General features: G+C 71.9%; 14 protein-coding genes. 11 read left to right on the top strand and 3 right to left on the bottom strand.

What is annotated here, in order from left to right; translation table 11 throughout:
• Positions 1-20 precede the first annotated feature (20 nt).
• Positions 21-1,025: a tryptophan--tRNA ligase gene (gene trpS, locus ACK4LS_RS09590; RefSeq protein WP_409716502.1), complete on the top strand. Its 1,005-nt coding sequence runs from the start codon at positions 21-23 to the stop codon at positions 1,023-1,025.
• Between the two features lie 459 nt (positions 1,026-1,484).
• On the opposite strand, the gene ACK4LS_RS09595 is transcribed toward trpS, so the two are convergent.
• Complete coding sequence (locus tag ACK4LS_RS09595) at positions 1,485-2,399, bottom strand: endonuclease domain-containing protein (protein WP_409716504.1); 915 nt, start codon at positions 2,397-2,399, stop codon at positions 1,485-1,487.
• A 300-nt stretch (positions 2,400-2,699) separates the two neighbouring features.
• Between ACK4LS_RS09595 and ACK4LS_RS09600 the strand changes: the two genes are divergently transcribed.
• From ACK4LS_RS09600 to ACK4LS_RS09640, 9 genes are all read left to right on the top strand, one after another.
• Complete coding sequence (locus ACK4LS_RS09600; protein ID WP_409716506.1) at positions 2,700-2,864, top strand: hypothetical protein; 165 nt, start codon at positions 2,700-2,702, stop codon at positions 2,862-2,864.
• A gap of 47 nt (positions 2,865-2,911) precedes the next feature.
• Positions 2,912-3,775 carry an Fpg/Nei family DNA glycosylase gene (locus ACK4LS_RS09605; RefSeq protein ID WP_409716508.1) on the top strand — a complete coding sequence of 288 codons (864 nt, stop codon included), beginning with the start codon at positions 2,912-2,914 and terminating at the stop codon, positions 3,773-3,775.
• Between the two features lie 406 nt (positions 3,776-4,181).
• Entirely contained in the window at positions 4,182-5,219 is a 1,038-nt protein-coding gene (ribD, locus tag ACK4LS_RS09610) for a bifunctional diaminohydroxyphosphoribosylaminopyrimidine deaminase/5-amino-6-(5-phosphoribosylamino)uracil reductase RibD (RefSeq protein WP_409716510.1), read from the top strand.
• A complete protein-coding gene (locus ACK4LS_RS09615; RefSeq protein WP_409716512.1) occupies positions 5,219-5,875 on the top strand; it encodes a riboflavin synthase in 657 nt (218 codons plus the stop codon). Before ribD ends, ACK4LS_RS09615 begins: the two co-directional genes overlap by 1 nt.
• Positions 5,872-7,140 carry a GTP cyclohydrolase II gene (gene ribA, locus ACK4LS_RS09620; RefSeq protein WP_409716514.1) on the top strand — a complete coding sequence of 423 codons (1,269 nt, stop codon included), beginning with the start codon at positions 5,872-5,874 and terminating at the stop codon, positions 7,138-7,140. Before ACK4LS_RS09615 ends, ribA begins: the two co-directional genes overlap by 4 nt.
• Complete coding sequence (gene ribH / locus ACK4LS_RS09625) at positions 7,140-7,613, top strand: 6,7-dimethyl-8-ribityllumazine synthase (RefSeq protein ID WP_409716516.1); 474 nt, start codon at positions 7,140-7,142, stop codon at positions 7,611-7,613. Before ribA ends, ribH begins: the two co-directional genes overlap by 1 nt.
• Before the next feature lie 175 nt (positions 7,614-7,788).
• Positions 7,789-8,142 (top strand): Fe-S protein, encoded by a 354-nt coding sequence (locus ACK4LS_RS09630; RefSeq protein ID WP_409716518.1) that lies wholly within the window; start codon positions 7,789-7,791, stop codon positions 8,140-8,142.
• A 178-nt stretch (positions 8,143-8,320) separates the two neighbouring features.
• Positions 8,321-9,775 (top strand): MFS transporter, encoded by a 1,455-nt coding sequence (locus tag ACK4LS_RS09635; RefSeq protein WP_409716520.1) that lies wholly within the window; start codon positions 8,321-8,323, stop codon positions 9,773-9,775.
• A gap of 181 nt (positions 9,776-9,956) precedes the next feature.
• Positions 9,957-11,837 carry an ABC transporter ATP-binding protein gene (locus tag ACK4LS_RS09640; protein ID WP_409716522.1) on the top strand — a complete coding sequence of 627 codons (1,881 nt, stop codon included), beginning with the start codon at positions 9,957-9,959 and terminating at the stop codon, positions 11,835-11,837.
• Between the two features lie 90 nt (positions 11,838-11,927).
• Here ACK4LS_RS09640 and ACK4LS_RS09645 read toward each other — a convergent pair whose 3' ends face one another.
• Positions 11,928-13,313, bottom strand: a complete 1,386-nt coding sequence (locus ACK4LS_RS09645; protein ID WP_409716524.1) for an FtsX-like permease family protein — start codon at positions 13,311-13,313, stop codon at positions 11,928-11,930.
• Between the two features lie 86 nt (positions 13,314-13,399).
• Positions 13,400-14,170 (bottom strand): ABC transporter ATP-binding protein, encoded by a 771-nt coding sequence (locus ACK4LS_RS09650; protein ID WP_409716526.1) that lies wholly within the window; start codon positions 14,168-14,170, stop codon positions 13,400-13,402.
• Positions 14,171-14,359: 189 nt separating this feature from the next.
• Here ACK4LS_RS09650 and ACK4LS_RS09655 point away from each other — a divergent pair, with 189 nt between their 5' ends.
• Positions 14,360-14,809 carry a hypothetical protein gene (locus ACK4LS_RS09655; protein ID WP_409716528.1) on the top strand — a complete coding sequence of 150 codons (450 nt, stop codon included), beginning with the start codon at positions 14,360-14,362 and terminating at the stop codon, positions 14,807-14,809.
• Positions 14,810-14,875: the final 66 nt, after the last annotated feature.

The raw sequence follows: 14,875 nt of genomic DNA on the forward strand, positions 1-14,875 counted from the left end.
CCGGCACCTAGGATCGAACGGTGACCACCGAGCGCCTCTACTCCGGAATGCAGCCCTCCGCCGACAGCCTCCAGATCGGCAACTACATCGGGGCCCTGCTGCAGTGGCGCGACCTGCAGGACGAGTACGACGCCTTCTTCTCGGTCGTCGACCTGCACGCCCTCACGCAGCCCGGCGACCCCGCCGAGCGCCGCGAGAAGACCCGTCGCACGGCGGCCCAGTACATCGCCGCGGGGATCGAGCCCTCGCGCTCGACGCTTTACGTGCAGTCGCACGTCCCCGCCCACGCCGAGCTGCAGTGGGTGCTGTCGACCCTGACGGGCTTCGGCGAGGCCGGGCGCATGACCCAGTTCAAAGACAAGTCGGCCCGCTACGGAACGGATGCCACCAACGTCGGCCTCTTCACCTACCCGGTGCTGATGGCCGCCGACATCCTGCTGTACCAGACCGACGTCGTGCCGGTCGGCGACGACCAGAAGCAGCACATCGAGCTGACGCGCGACCTCGCGGAGCGCTTCAACCAGCGCTACGGCCAGACCTTCACCGTCCCCAAGCCCGTCATCCAGCGCGAAACCGCCCGCATCTACGACTTGCAGAACCCGACGTCGAAGATGTCGAAGTCGGCCGAGTCCGACGCGGGCGTGCTGTGGCTGCTCGACGACCCGAAGGTCAGCGCGAAGAAGATCATGCGGGCCGTGACCGACTCCGAGGGAGCCGTGCGCTTCGACCGCGACGCCAAGCCCGGCGTCTCGAACCTGCTCGTCATCTACTCGGCCCTCACCGGCCGTGACGTCACGGCGATCGAGGACGAGTACGCGGGCCGCGGCTACGGCGACTTCAAGAAGGGCCTCGCCGAGGTCGTGGTGAGCGAGTTCGAGCCGGTGCGCGCCCGCGCCCTGGAGCTGCTCGACGACCCCGCCGAGCTCGACCGCGTGCTGGCCGTCAACGCCGGCAAGGCGGCATCCGTCGCCGAGAAGACCCTCACCGAGGTCTACGACCGCATCGGCCTCCTGCGCCGCGGCTGATCCGATCCGTTCGACGCCCGCGCGATCCTTCTCGGGTCGTGCGGGCGTCGTCGTTCCGGGCGGCGGCCGCTCCACCGGGCGGGCGGGTGCGGCGCTGTCCGCCGACCTCTCGGCCACAACGCAGGAGATCCCATTCACTGTCGCCGCGACGGCGCGCGGGGAGTGCCGTTGACGGTCGCTTCTCCTGCGTTGTGGCGCCGAGAGTCGTGAGCACAGCGCCCGCCCGTACGGGCTGACCACACCGCGCCCGCCCACACGGCGCCCGCCCGCACGGCGCCCGCCCGCACGGCGCCCGCCCGTACGGCGCCCGCCCACGCGGGGCAGCACCCACGGCGCCGGGTTCGAGCGCGGCGGGACAGAACGCAGGAAATCGGCGCCACACTCGACTCGGACTGCACTCGTGCGGGTCTTCCAGCCCTCAACTCCTGCGTTGTGGCGCGACGACCGGACACACCGTCCTCAGCGCCGCCGAGCGGGGTGCTCACGGAGACCGGCGACGGCGCGCGCGAGGACGTGGGGCTCGGAGAAGATCAGCCGCGCTGAAGGGCGCAGGACAACGTAGCCGCGCTCGGCCAGGCGGAGATCGCGCAGCCGGTCGCGTTCCTGCGCCTCCCACCCGCCGTGATGCGTCCGACTGTCGCACTCGACAACGATCCAGTCGTCGACGAGGAGATCCACTCGACCCACGCCGTCGATCTGCACCTGCACCCGCACGTCGAAGCCGTGGCCACGGAGGAGGAGTCGCGCGATCGTCTCCGAGCCCGCCTCTGCGCGTGCGTCCATGAGCGGCCGAAGCACCCGATACTTCCCCGGCACGCGCGCGAACACCTCCGCGAGTCCCTCCTCGTCGATCGCCCCGGTGAAGAGTGCGTTGTCGAGCGTGGCGACGGCCGCCCGCGGAGGTTGACAGCGGACCGCCGCCGCAAGCGCCTCGACGAGAGGGACCGTGTGGAGACTGCCCGCCGCACACGCCCGCCAGTGGACGACAACCCCCTGGGCACCGGAGAGTCGGGTCCTGCGGGAATGGGGCGACCTCAGACGCGAACGCTCCGGCTCGACCTGAACGTGGAGCCCGCTCTTGTCGAGGACGAAGATCCCCGCCTCAGCGACGGCAGACACGCAGTCGAGGCGACCGCCGACGCGCTGCGCTTCGCGAACGGCTTTCGGAGCGGAGGCACCCAGGTAGACATTGCGACGCGCGCGCACCAGCACACCGTCGGCCAGCGCCAGGCGGACTCCGGCGCGAGTGGCTCCCGACGCACGCAGGTCCGGATAGGTCAGCGTGTGGCCCGCTGCGATATCCGGTGTCATCAACGAACTCATTCCGCACACAGTGGTCGGATCCGGCCGCAGCGGTGACGAGATGCAGCTCAAGACGGGACAACTCCCGCCACGGCACTCCTGGGGAGGAGCCCGCCACCGCCCGGCGGAGCACGTGAACCGGTGCCGACGCGAACCGGTCGAGCCGCACTCCGCCCGCGGTGGCGGACACAACGCAGGACCTTCTCGGGTCATCTGCGGCCGACGGGCTGTGCGGATGCGCAGCGGGCGGATAGTCCTGTGTTGTGGCGCGGGGGCCGAGCAGCCGCCCCGGCGGGGCGATGCGGCGAACAGCCCGTCGACGGGGGCTTCGCGCCCGAGCGCCCCGCGATCGAACGGATCGAGTGGCGAGCCGTGGTGGGCAACACGGGCTCAGCGCGTGTCGCGCGGTCTGTGCGGCTCCGCTACGAGGGACTGCTGCGGCGGGCGCACGTCAACTCGCTCGGGCGCTCCGACCTGTGGATCGGCGGTCTGCGCGACGACGACCGCGCACCGGCGCCGTGGCCGGTGCGCGGCTAGCACGCAAGGCCCGGCCCGATGTCGGAGGTGCGTGGCAGCATGGGCACATGCCGGAGATGCCAGAGGTGGAGGGGCTCGTCGAGTTCCTGCGGGGTCGCATCACGGGGCTGCGCGTCGACAAGGCCACCGTGTCGGCCATCAACGCCCTGAAGACCTTCGACCCGCCGCTGACGGCGCTGGTGGGCGCCGCGGTGACCGACGCCCGGCGGCACGGCAAGTTCGTCGACCTCACGACGGATGCCGGCATCCATCTCGTTTTCCATCTCGCCAAGGCGGGGTGGCTCCGTTGGTACGACGCGCTGCCGTCGACGATCATCAAGCCGGGTAAGACCCCCATCGCCCTGCGCGTCGGCTTCGACGACGGGGCGGGCTTCGACCTCACCGAGGCGGGCACGAAGAAGTCGCTGGCCGTGTACGCCGTGCGGTCGCCCGCCGACGTGCCCGGCATCGCGCGACTGGGTCCCGATCCCCTGAGCCCGGGCTTCGATCGGACGACCTTCGCCGGGTTACTCACGGGCCGACGTACGCAGATCAAGGGCGTGCTGCGGGATCAGTCGATCATCGCCGGGGTCGGCAACGCCTATTCCGACGAGATCCTGCACGCGGCCAAGATGTCGCCGTACGCGCTGGCCGCCACCCTGTCCGACGACGACGTCGACCGTCTCTTCGCCGCGATGACGACGACCCTGGCCGAAGCGATCGACGAAGCGCGCGGCAAACCGCCGGCGGAGTTGAAGGATGCCAAGCGGCGCGGCATGCGCGTGCACGGTCGACGCGGAGAGGCCTGCCCGGTGTGCGGCGACGAGGTGCGCAGCGTCTTCTTCGCCGACAACTCCCTCGAGTACTGCCCCACGTGCCAGACGGGCGGCAAGCTCCTCGCCGACCGGCGTCTCTCGCGTCTGCTCAAGTGACCCGGCGCGGTGGTCGCCTCGCGCGCCAAGCGACGCCGACACCGGTGCCCGCGCCGACCGATGCCTGCACCGGTTCGACGCCCGCACCGGTTCGATGCCGAGGACGGCCGGCGAACCGTCCGCGAAGAAGAGCGTCCCGTGTCGACGGACGTCGGGGAATGAAACCGCCGAACCGGCGTTGACTACACTTCGAAGAGCAACAACGTGCTCCGGGGTCGGTGAGAATCCGAACCGGCGGTGACAGTCCGCGAACCCCTCCGCTCAGGCGGCGGGGCCGATCCGGTGGAATTCCGGGACCGACGGTGATGTGACGGGTATCCGTCGCTAGTCCGGAAGGGAGGCAGCACGGACGGCGCCCCGCGCCTTCCCGCTGGCCCTGCCCCGACACCGCGGGAAGGACAGGGAAATGGCATCCGCCGTCGAGATCGACGCCATGCGGCGAGCGCTGCAGCTCGCCCGGCGCGGCCCGCGTGGGCTGAACCCGCAGGTGGGCGCCGTGATCCTCTCCCCCGCCGGAGACGTCCTGGCCGAGGGCCACCACCGTGGGGCGGGCACTCCCCACGCCGAGGTCGACGCGCTGTCGCAGCTCGCTCCCGGCGCCGCCCGCGGGGCGACCGCCGTGGTGACCCTCGAGCCGTGCAACCACACCGGGCGCACCGGGCCCTGCGCCGTTGCCCTCCTCGAGGCCGGCGTCGCCCGGGTCGTGTTCGCGCTCGACGACCCGACCGACGCGGCCGCTGGAGGCGCCGACCGTCTGCGCGCCGCGGGCGTCGACGTCGAGTCCGGGGTGGAAGCCGATGCCGCGCGGCTCCTGATCCGCGACTGGATCGCCCTCCAGCGCACCGGCCGCCCGCACGTCACGGTGAAGTGGGCGCAGAGCCTCGACGGTCGCGCCGCCGCCGACGACGGCACCAGCCAGTGGATCACCGGACCCGACGCCCGCCGCGACGTGCACGCCCGCCGGGCGCAGGCCGACGCCATCGTCGCGGGCACGGGCACGGTCCGCGCCGACGACCCGGCGCTGACGGCGCGCGCCGACGGCGGCTCGCTGCTGGACGCCCAGCCGATCCCGGTCGTCATCGGCCGGAGCGAGACGGCCCCGGATGCCGCGGTGCGCCGCCACCCGCGCACGCCCCTGTTCTACGACACGCACGATCTGACCGCCGTACTGGCCGACCTCGGCGCACGGGGCGTGCAGCGCGTGTTCGTCGAGGGCGGGCCCACGCTCGCGAGCGCGTTCATCCGCGACGGGCTCGCCGACGAACTGCTCGTCTACGTCGCCCCCGTGCTGCTCGGCGGCTCGCGGCTCGCGATCGGCGACGTCGGGGTGCCGACCATCGACCACGCGCGGCGGCTGGCCGTGGCATCCGTTCAGACCCTCGGCGACGACCTGCTGATCGTCGCCGGTCCCGCGAACACCCCCGATCGAGAAGGAGACGCCTGATGTTCACCGGAATCGTCGAAGAGATCGGCGCCGTCACCGCCGTCGAGCCGTCGGGAGACGGCGTGCGCCTCACGCTGCGCGCCCCGCTCTCGGTGTCGGATGCCGGTCACGGCGATTCGATCTCGGTCAGCGGCGTGTGCCTGACGGTCGTCGACCAGGGCGACGATTGGTTCACGGCCGACGTGATGAAGCAGACCCTCGACATGTCGACGCTCGCCGATGTCGCCCCGGGCCGCGCCGTCAACCTCGAGCGGGCGACCGCCGCGCACGGGCGCCTGGGCGGTCACATCGTGCAGGGCCACATCGACGGCACCGGCGTCGTGCGCGAGGTGCGTCCGGGCGCGCAGTGGAGCGTCGTGCGGGTCGGCATCCCGAACGAACTCGCTCCGCTCGTCGTCGACAAGGGCTCGATCGCGATCGACGGCGTCTCGCTCACCGTCAGCGCGGTGAGCCCCGCCGCCGAGGTGGAGCCGTGGCTGGAGGTGTCGCTCATCCCCGAGACGCTCGAGGCCACGACCCTCGGCCGCGCCGAGGCGGGCACACCCGTCAACCTCGAAACCGACATCCTCGCGCGCCACGTGCAGCGCATGCTCGCTTTCCGCACATCAGAGAACCCTGCGGCTCAGGCCGCATCGACCGAGAGGGGCTCCGCATGAGCCTGTCCACCATCCCCGAGGCCCTCGAAGCCCTCCGTCAGGGCCGACCCATCCTGGTGGCCGACGACGAGAATCGCGAGAACGAGGGCGACGTCATCCTCTCAGCGCAGCTCGCCACTCCCGAGTGGCTCGCGTGGACCGTGCGGTGGTCGAGCGGATACGTGTGCGCTCCCATGCCCGCCGAGTGGGCCGACCGACTCGAGCTGCCGCCCATGGTCGAGGTCAATCAAGACGCCCGCGGCACCGCCTACACCGTGAGCGTCGACGCCGCGTCGGGCGTCACCACCGGCATCAGCGCCGCCGACCGCGCGCACACGCTCACCGTGCTCGCCGACCCGGAGTCGGTGCCCACGAACCTCATCCGCCCCGGACACGTGCTCCCCCTGCGCGCTGTCGAGGGGGGCGTGCGCGAGCGCGCCGGGCACACCGAGGCCGCGGTCGACCTCATGCGCCTCGCGGGCCTCGAGCCCGTCGGCGCGATCGCCGAGGTCGTGGCCGAAGACGGCAGCATGATGCGCCTGCCCGGACTGTTCGAGCTCGGCGAGCGCGACGGCATCCCGGTCATCACGATCGAGCAGCTCATCGCGTACCTCAACGAGACCGATCCGATCCCGGCGCACGCTCCGGCGCGTCGGCGCGTCAGCCTGCGCGCGGAGTCGAACGTTCCCACCTCGCACGGCACTTTCCGCTTCCTCGCCTACAAGGACCGCGTCACCGGCACCGACCACCTCGCCGTCGTCTCGGGCGACCTGGGCGAGGAGGCCCCGCTGGTACGCGTGCACTCGGAGTGCCTCACCGGCGAGGCCTTCGGCTCGCTCAAGTGCGAGTGCGGCCCGCAGCTCGAGGCGGCGCTCGACACGATCGATCGCGACGGCGGCATCGTGATCTACATGCGCGGCCACGAGGGTCGCGGCATCGGCCTCATCAACAAGCTGCGCGCGTACAACCTGCAGGAGCGCGGCATGGACACGGTGGATGCCAACCTGGCCCTGGGCCTGCCCGCCGACGCGCGCGACTACGCCGCCGCCGCCGGCATCCTGACCGACCTCGGCGTCGACAAGGTGCGCCTGCTCACCAACAACACCGACAAGGTCGCGCAGCTGCGCGGCTTCGGTCTCGACGTCGTCGAGCAGGTCCCTCTGCTCGTGGGCGTCGGCCCCAACAACCACCAGTACCTCGAGACGAAGCGCGACCGGATGGGTCACATCATCGCCGAGGACGACCTGCGCGACGCCCTCGCGCACATGAAGGAAGAGAGCGCCTGATGGCCGGTAGTGGAGCACCCGAGACCGGCGGCGTCGACGCCTCCGGACTGAACGTCGTCGTCGTCGCCGGCACCTGGCACGAGGTCATCACCGACGGCCTCATCGCCGGCGCGAAGCGCGTTCTGGATGCCACCGGCGCGACCTACCGCGTCGTGCGGGTCCCGGGCTCTTTCGAGCTTCCGGTCGCCGCCCGCGCCGCGTTCGAGGGCGGGGCGGATGCCGTGGTCGCGCTCGGCGTGATCATCCGGGGTGGGACGCCGCACTTCGACTTCGTGTCGTCGGCCGCGACCGACGGCCTGACCCGCGTCGCCCTCGACGCCGGCAAGCCCGTCGGCTTCGGCGTGCTCACCCTGGACGACGAGCAGCAGGGTCTGGATCGCGCGGGGCTCGAGGGGTCCAAGGAGGACAAGGGCGCGGAGGCCGCCGACGCGGCGATCCGCACGGCGCTGGTGCTGCGGGAGCTCCGCGGCTGAGTTCCGCCACGGTGGGCGGACCCTTCGGCACGCCCGGGGCCGCCCACCGCCGCGCACCGGAGCCCGACGCCCCGGGGCGGACCCGCCGACGGATCGAAGGCCGCTTTCGCGAGCCGCGTGCCGGTGAGGCGGGCCTTGCTGGCGACGGGTGCGTGGCGTCCCTACCCTGACGGGTATGGAGATCTTGCGACACGTCGTCGTCCTCGTGCACCTCGTCGGCTTCGCGGTGCTCTTCGGCGCGTGGGTCGTCGAGGCCGTCGGTCGCCGCGTGCGCGTGACGCCGCTGATGAACAACGCCCTGGGGATCTCGCTCCTCACGGGCCTCGTGCTGTCCGCCCCGTGGGGGCTCGACCACGACCTGAACTACGCCAAGATCGGCCTCAAGCTCGTCGTGCTGCTCGTCATCGGGGCCCTGATCGGCGTCGGTTCGGCCCGTCAGAAGCGCACGGGGTCGCTCTCGCCCGCGCTGTTCTGGCCCGTCGGCATCCTGACGGTGCTCAACGCCGGCCTCGCGGTCATCTGGCGCTGACTGCCGGGGAGCGGTCCGCGCTCAGCGGGCGCATAGACTGGAGGGCCTGACGCCCCCCACTCGGGGGCGTCGCCGGTGCTCCCGCCGTGCGCTCTCTCACATCCACCCCCGTGACTGCTGCGCGCCACCGCTGCGCCCCACCTCGGACGCGAACGAAGACTCTTCCCGTCAGGCCCTCATGACCACGTCATCCCCCTCCACCCGCTCGACCCCCGCCGCCCCGGCGAACCCCCGCTCGCGCGTCATCACCGCGAGCCTCATCGGCACCACGATCGAGTTCTACGACTTCTACGCGTACGCCACGGCGGCCGTGCTCGTCTTCCCGATCCTCTTCTTCCCGACCGGCAACGAGACCACCTCGCTCCTGCTGTCGTTCAGCGTCTTCGGCGCGGCCATGGTCGCGCGCCCCCTCGGCGCGGTCGTCTTCGGCCACTTCGGCGACCGGTTCGGCCGCAAGGCGACGCTCGTGGCATCCCTTCTCACCATGGGTGTCGCCACCTTCCTCATCGGCCTGCTCCCGACCTTCAACGAGATCGGCGTCTGGGCGGCCATCCTGCTGCTCGTCATGCGTCTCGCGCAGGGCTTCGCGCTCGGCGGCGAGTGGTCGGGTGCGGCGCTGGTCGCCACCGAGAACGCCCCGAAGGGCAAGCGCGCGCTGTTCGGGACGTTCCCGCAGCTCGGCGCCCCCATCGGCTTCATCATCGCCAACGGCATCTTCCTCATCATCAACTTCGCGCTCCCCCACCCCGACGGCACCGCGCAGCGGTCTGCGGAGTTCCTGGCGTGGGGCTGGCGCGTGCCGTTCCTGTTCTCGGCCGTGATGGTCATCGTGGGCCTGTGGGTGCGCCTCAAGCTCGTCGAGAGCGAGTCGTTCGCCAAGGCCGAGAAGAGCGGCGTGATCCGCAAGTTCCCGCTCGGCGAGGTCGTGCGCCGCAACTGGAAGCAGCTGATCCTCGGCACGTTCATCATGCTGGCGACGTACGTGCTGTTCTACCTCATGACGAGCTTCACGCTGTCGTACGGCACCAAGCCCACCGCCGAGGGCGCGGCCGCCGCCGCCGAGAAGGCCGGCACCGCGTTCGATGCCGCCGCCTACGTCCCCGGACTCGGCTTCGGCTACACCGACTTCGTGATCATGCAGATCATCGGTGTGGTGTTCTTCGGCGTCTTCACGATGCTCTCGGGTCCGCTCGCCGACCGGTTCGGTCGCAAGCGCCTGCTCATCGGCGTCACGCTCGCCATCATCGTGTTCGGCCTGACCTTCGCGTTCTTCCTGCTGCCGCAGGCCGACGCGACCCTCACCCACGTGTACGTCCAGGCGTTCCTCATCCTCGGGTTCCTGCTGATGGGAGCGACGTTCGGTCCGATGGGCGCGGTGCTGCCGGAGCTGTTCCCGACGAACACCCGCTACACGGGCTCGGCGATCTCGTACAACGTCTCGTCGATCCTCGGAGCGGCGCTCGCGCCGATCGTCGCCGTGGCCCTGTGGGCGGCGGGCGACGGCAACCCGTGGTTGGTCGGTGTCTACCTGTCGGCGATGGGTGTGCTGACCCTGGTCGCCCTCGTGCTCTCGCCCGAGACGAAAGACGTCGACTACGACGACAACATCGCCGCCGGCGCGACCGCGCCGTAACGCCCGCGCACGGACGGCGGATGCCACGGGGCCCCGGCCTCGTGGCATCCGTCGTTCCGCGGATCCCTTCTCCACACGGACGGTACCGGTGCAGTTCTCCTCCGCGGGGGCCTCCCGGGGCCTGTCTGCACAGCAGCGGGAGGTACGGTCGAAACACCCCATTTCCTTCCCCGAGGTCTGCATGTCTTCTCCCGTTCCCGCGCGCGGTCGGCGCGGCCGCCGTGTGCCCGAAGGCCCACGCGCGTCCTTCCGTCAGCTGCTGCCCTTCCTCCTCGAGCACAAGCGAACCCTCGTCGTCGTCGCCGTGCTCAGCGTGCTCGGCGCCGGGGCGACTCTCGTCCAACCGCTCCTCGTGGGCGAGGTCATCTCGCGCGTGCAGGCCTCGGTCTCGCTCGGCGCACTGGTGTGGCTGCTCGTCGGCTTCGTGGTGCTGTCCTCGCTCATCTCGGGTTATCAGCACTACCTGCTGCAGCGCACGGGCACGGCCGTGGTGTACTCCAGCCGACGCCGACTCATCTCGCGCATCCTCCACCTGCCGATCAGCGAGTTCGACGCGCGGCGCACGGGCGACCTCGTCTCGCGCGTGGGCACCGACACCACGCTGCTGTACGCCGTCCTCACCCAGGGGCTGGCGGATGCCGTGGGCAACGCGCTCATCCTCGTGGGTGCGGTCATCGCGATGGCGTTCATCGACCCCGTCCTGCTCGGCCTGATCGTCGTGGTCGTCGGCGCGTCCATCGCGGTGGTCGTCGTACTGAGCACCCGTATCCGCACGGCCTCGGCCGAACAACAGGCGCAGGTGGGCGAGCTCGCCTCCGGCGTCGAGCGGGCGGTGGGCTCGATCCGCACGATCCGCGCCTCGGGGGCGACCGAGCGCGAGGTCGCCGCGGTGACCGAGACCGCGACCGCGGCGTACGGAGCCGGCGTGCGCATCGCGAAGGTGTCGGCGCTCATCGTGCCGGTCGCGGGCATCGCGCTGCAGGTGTCGCTGCTCGTCGTGCTGGGCGTCGGCGGCTTCCGCGTGGCATCCGGGGCGATCGACGTCGCCTCGCTCGTGACGTTCGTGATCTTCCTCTTCCTGCTCGTGCAGCCGCTCGCCTCGGCGATCGGCGCGATCACCTCGGTCAACCAGGCGCTGGGCGCGCTCGGGCGCATCCAGGAGGTGCTCGACCTCCCGCTCGAAGAAGACGGCGACCGGCCCGCATCCACCGCGGTGCACCCGGATGCCGCCGCCGTCGAGTTCCGCGACGTGCACTTCCGCTATCCGGAGCACGTCGTCCGGGCGCGCGAGGCCGCTGCCCAGGAGGCGCGGTCGGTGCTCGAGCAGGCGCACCTCGAGCGCGCGGCCGGGGAGACGGCCGCCGAAGCGGAGGAGGCCGACCGCGAGGTGCTGCGCGGGGTGTCGTTCACGGTGCCGCGCGGCGCGCGCGTGGCGCTCGTGGGGCCGTCGGGGGCGGGAAAGAGCACGATCCTCTCCCTCGTCGAGCGCTTCTACGACCCCACCGGCGGGGCGATCCTCGTCGACGGCGTCGACGCCCGCGACCTGGCCCGCGACGACCTGCGCTCCCGCTTCGGCTACGTCGAGCAGGACGCCCCGACGCTGGCCGGCACAATCGCCGACAATCTGCGGCTGGCCTCTCCCGCGGCATCCGACGCCGAGTGCGAACGCGTGCTCCGGGCGGTCAACCTCGGCGACGTGCTCGCGCGCAACCCGCTCGGCGTCGACGCCCCCGTCGGCGAAGACGGCGTCATGCTCTCCGGGGGCGAGCGTCAGCGACTCGCGATCGCTCGGGCCCTGCTGGCGGCTCCGCCCGTGCTGCTGCTCGACGAGTCGACGTCGTCGCTCGACGGCGTGAACGAGCAGCGCATGCGCGAGGCGATCGACGCCGTGGCCACCGACCGCACGCTGCTGGTGATCGCGCACCGCCTGTCGACGGTCGTGGACAGCGACCTGATCGTGGTGCTCGACAAGGGCCGTGTCGTCGGGCAGGGCACGCACAGCGAGCTCGTGGCATCCACTCCCCTGTACCGCGACCTGGCGAAGCACCAGCTGCTCGTGTGACGTCGGTCCGCGCCGGTCGCGTTCGTAGGGCGGCGCCGGCCCGACGCGACCGGCGCGGCGCGGGACGGTGTCGCCCCGCGCCGGGCGCGGTCACGCGTCGTGCGACAGCGCGTCGATCGGTGACGACGCGGTGGCCAGGCGCGTGGGCGCGACGGCCGCGACGACGGTGAGCAGCGCGGTGGCCCCCACGACCAGGCCGACGGTGGGCCACGGAATGCCGGGCAGCACGAAGGTGGGTGACTGGAACAGCGGCGGCACACCCACCGATCCGAGCAGTGCCTGCGCGCCCGCCCATCCATAGAGCACGCCGAGCAGCAGTCCCAGCACGACCGCCGTGACGGTGAGGTGCGCGGCCTCGAGGAAGACCATGCGGCGGATCTGCCCAGCGGAGAACCCCAGGGTGCGAAGGAGTCCGAGCTCGCGTCGACGCTGCAGCACGCCCAACGTCAGCAGGTTCACCAGCCCGACCGCGGCGATCACCGCGGACACCCCCACGAGCGACATCATGATCGCGGCGAAGGTGTCCATGAGCGACAGCAGCTGCTCCGGCGGCTCTCCTCCGCCCGATCGCACCAGCATCTCTCGAGCCGACTGCGACGCGACCGCGAACATCGTCACGAGCGTGACCCCCATCACCACGCCGATCGCCATGCGGCTGGATCGCTCGGGATAGCGCAGCGCGTTCTCCGCGGCCAGGCGTGCCGCGGCCGACCGACCGAACAGACGCCCCGTCGCGCGGAGCGCCGGCGGCATGACCATCGTCGCGCCGAGGCTGAGGCCCGTGAAGGAGAGGATGCCGCCGAGAAAGGCCACGACGACGCCCAGCGGCGAGACGAGCCCCAGGGCGATCCCCGCGGCCAGCACGAGCGAACCGCCCGCGAACAGCAGGACCGCCACGACACGGCGCGCACGACCTCCCACGGCCTCCTGCGCGGTGCGTTCGGTCGCCCCCGAGATCGCCTGGAGCGGCGTGACGTCGAGGACGCGACGCGACCCGACCCAGGCCGAGGCCCAGGTGGTGAGCGTCACGATGACCGCCGGGGCCAGGAGGGACGGCTGCAGCACCTGGTAGTCGACGTCGACTCCCCACGCGAGACGGGCGAGCGGCGGCAGCAGGGCGGCCACCGCGGTGCCGCCGATCAGGCCGATCGCCGCGCCGATCGCCCCGACGACCAGGCCCTGGCGCGCGACGCGCGCACGCTCGGCCCGCGCAGACGCCCCGATGAGGCGCATCAACGCGATCTGCCGGGTCCGGCCGGCCACGATCGTCGCGAACGTGTTCGTGGTGACGATGGCGGCGACGAACATCGCGACGGCGACGAGGAGCGCGCTGAGGATCGCGACGACCGCGACCACCGTCTCGCGACCCCCGAGGTAGGGATCCGCGAGGAGCCAGACGCCGATGAAGGTGGTCGTCGCGATCAGCAGCGTGCCGAAGCCGCTGGAGATCGCCGCGACGAGGATCGAGGGCGCCATTCCGCGCTCCGCCCGTCGGCGCGACCGGGTGCGCGGGGCGGGCCGGGCGGACCGGGCGGGCCGGGCGGACACCGCCGCGGGCGCGCTCACGCGCCGACCTCGGCGGAGAGCATGTAGGCCGAGATGGCCTCGGCGCTTTGACGGGGCATGTCGGCGACCACCCGGCCGTCACCGAGGAAGATGACCCGATCCGCGTGCGAGGCGGCGACGGCGTCGTGGGTGACCATCGCGATGGACTGCCCGTGCTCGCGACTAGCCTGTGCGAGGAGGGCGAGCACCTCGCGTCCCGTGCGGGAATCGAGATTGCCGGTCGGCTCGTCGGCGAAGACGAGGTCGGGCCGCGTCGCCAGCGCGCGCGCGATCGCGACGCGCTGCTGCTGTCCGCCGGACAGCTCGTGCGGCCGGTGCCGCAGCCTGCTGCCCAGCCCCATCGAGGCGACGAGCGCGTCGATGCGCGCGCGCTCCTCGACGGAGGGGGAACGCCCGGCGAGCTCGAACGGCAGCGTGATGTTGCCGAGCACGTCGAGGGTGGGAACGAGGTTGAACGACTGGAAGACGAAGCCCACGCGCGAGCGGCGCAGGACGGTGAGGTCGAGGTCGGACATCCCGGTGATCTCGGTGTCGCCGATCCACGCGCGGCCCGAGGTCGCGGCATCCAGGCCCGCCATGACATGCATGAGCGTGGACTTGCCCGACCCGGACGGGCCCATGATGGCGGTGAACTCCCCGCGCCGGATGCCGAGCGAGACGTCGTCGAGCGCGTGCACGCGCGAGTCGCCGACGCCGAAGGTCTTCGTGAGGTTCTGCACCCGGGCCGCGATGCCGGCCGCGTCGGGGATGTGCTGTGAGGTCTGCATGCCTCGAGGCTAGAAAGGCTCCCGCGGTGCGGGCATCGGTCGCTCGTCGCCTCCTTCTCCATCGGAGGGATGACGTGCGCGCCCGCGCCGGGTGTCGTCGCCACCGCGTCGGCGGATGGGCCGAGCGATGGACCGGGGATCATCCCCGGGAGGGACGACTCCCCTCGCCCCCGCGGAGACAATCGATACATGACACCGCACCGCACTCCTCCGCTCGCCCTCGCCCTCATCGTCGCCGCGGGCGGCGCCCTCACCCTCGCCCTGGCCGGATGCACCGGCATCCAGGACGCCCTCTCGCAGGAGACCACGGCCGAGTTCTCGGATGCCGCCGATCTCGAGGCCCGTTGGGACACGAGCGTGCCCTGGCTGCCCGCCGACGCGACCGCGATCGTGACCAAGACCAAGCCCGACAGCGACATCGCCACCGTGCTGCTGCGCAGCGGCAGCGCCCTCGACGCCGCGACCTGCACCGAGGTGGACCGCGAATCCGCGCCGACCGTCAACGTGCCCGAGGGGCCCGACGTCTACGCCGCGAGCCGCGTCTTCGCGTGCGGCGACTGGTCGGTGGCCGCCACCGACCAGGGGTGGTACGGGTGGACGCCCAACAGCGCGGGCGAGAAGGAGCAGGCGGCGTCCTGAGGCGGGCCCGCCCGCGCCGCGCCGCGGGCCGCGCGGCCACGCTGCACCGTCACCGCGCCGCCGTGG

This window comes from Microbacterium sp. (genome assembly GCF_046295495.1).
Lineage (GTDB): Bacteria > Actinomycetota > Actinomycetes > Actinomycetales > Microbacteriaceae > Microbacterium.

What these genes read in the sequence shown, in the direction of transcription:
- ACK4LS_RS09615 (WP_409716512.1), top strand. Translation starts at nt 5,219, where the DNA reads ATGTTCACCGGAATCGTCGAAGAGATCGGCGCCGTCACCGCCGTCGAG.
- ACK4LS_RS09605 (WP_409716508.1), top strand. Translation starts at nt 2,912, where the DNA reads ATGCCGGAGATGCCAGAGGTGGAGGGGCTCGTCGAGTTCCTGCGGGGT.
- ACK4LS_RS09645 (WP_409716524.1), bottom strand. Translation starts at nt 13,313, where the DNA reads ATGGCGCCCTCGATCCTCGTCGCGGCGATCTCCAGCGGCTTCGGCACG.
- ACK4LS_RS09640 (WP_409716522.1), top strand. Translation starts at nt 9,957, where the DNA reads ATGTCTTCTCCCGTTCCCGCGCGCGGTCGGCGCGGCCGCCGTGTGCCC.
- ACK4LS_RS09635 (WP_409716520.1), top strand. Translation starts at nt 8,321, where the DNA reads ATGACCACGTCATCCCCCTCCACCCGCTCGACCCCCGCCGCCCCGGCG.
- ACK4LS_RS09630 (WP_409716518.1), top strand. Translation starts at nt 7,789, where the DNA reads ATGGAGATCTTGCGACACGTCGTCGTCCTCGTGCACCTCGTCGGCTTC.
- ACK4LS_RS09655 (WP_409716528.1), top strand. Translation starts at nt 14,360, where the DNA reads ATGACACCGCACCGCACTCCTCCGCTCGCCCTCGCCCTCATCGTCGCC.
- ACK4LS_RS09650 (WP_409716526.1), bottom strand. Translation starts at nt 14,170, where the DNA reads ATGCAGACCTCACAGCACATCCCCGACGCGGCCGGCATCGCGGCCCGG.
- ribA (WP_409716514.1), top strand. Translation starts at nt 5,872, where the DNA reads ATGAGCCTGTCCACCATCCCCGAGGCCCTCGAAGCCCTCCGTCAGGGC.
- ribH (WP_409716516.1), top strand. Translation starts at nt 7,140, where the DNA reads ATGGCCGGTAGTGGAGCACCCGAGACCGGCGGCGTCGACGCCTCCGGA.
- ribD (WP_409716510.1), top strand. Translation starts at nt 4,182, where the DNA reads ATGGCATCCGCCGTCGAGATCGACGCCATGCGGCGAGCGCTGCAGCTC.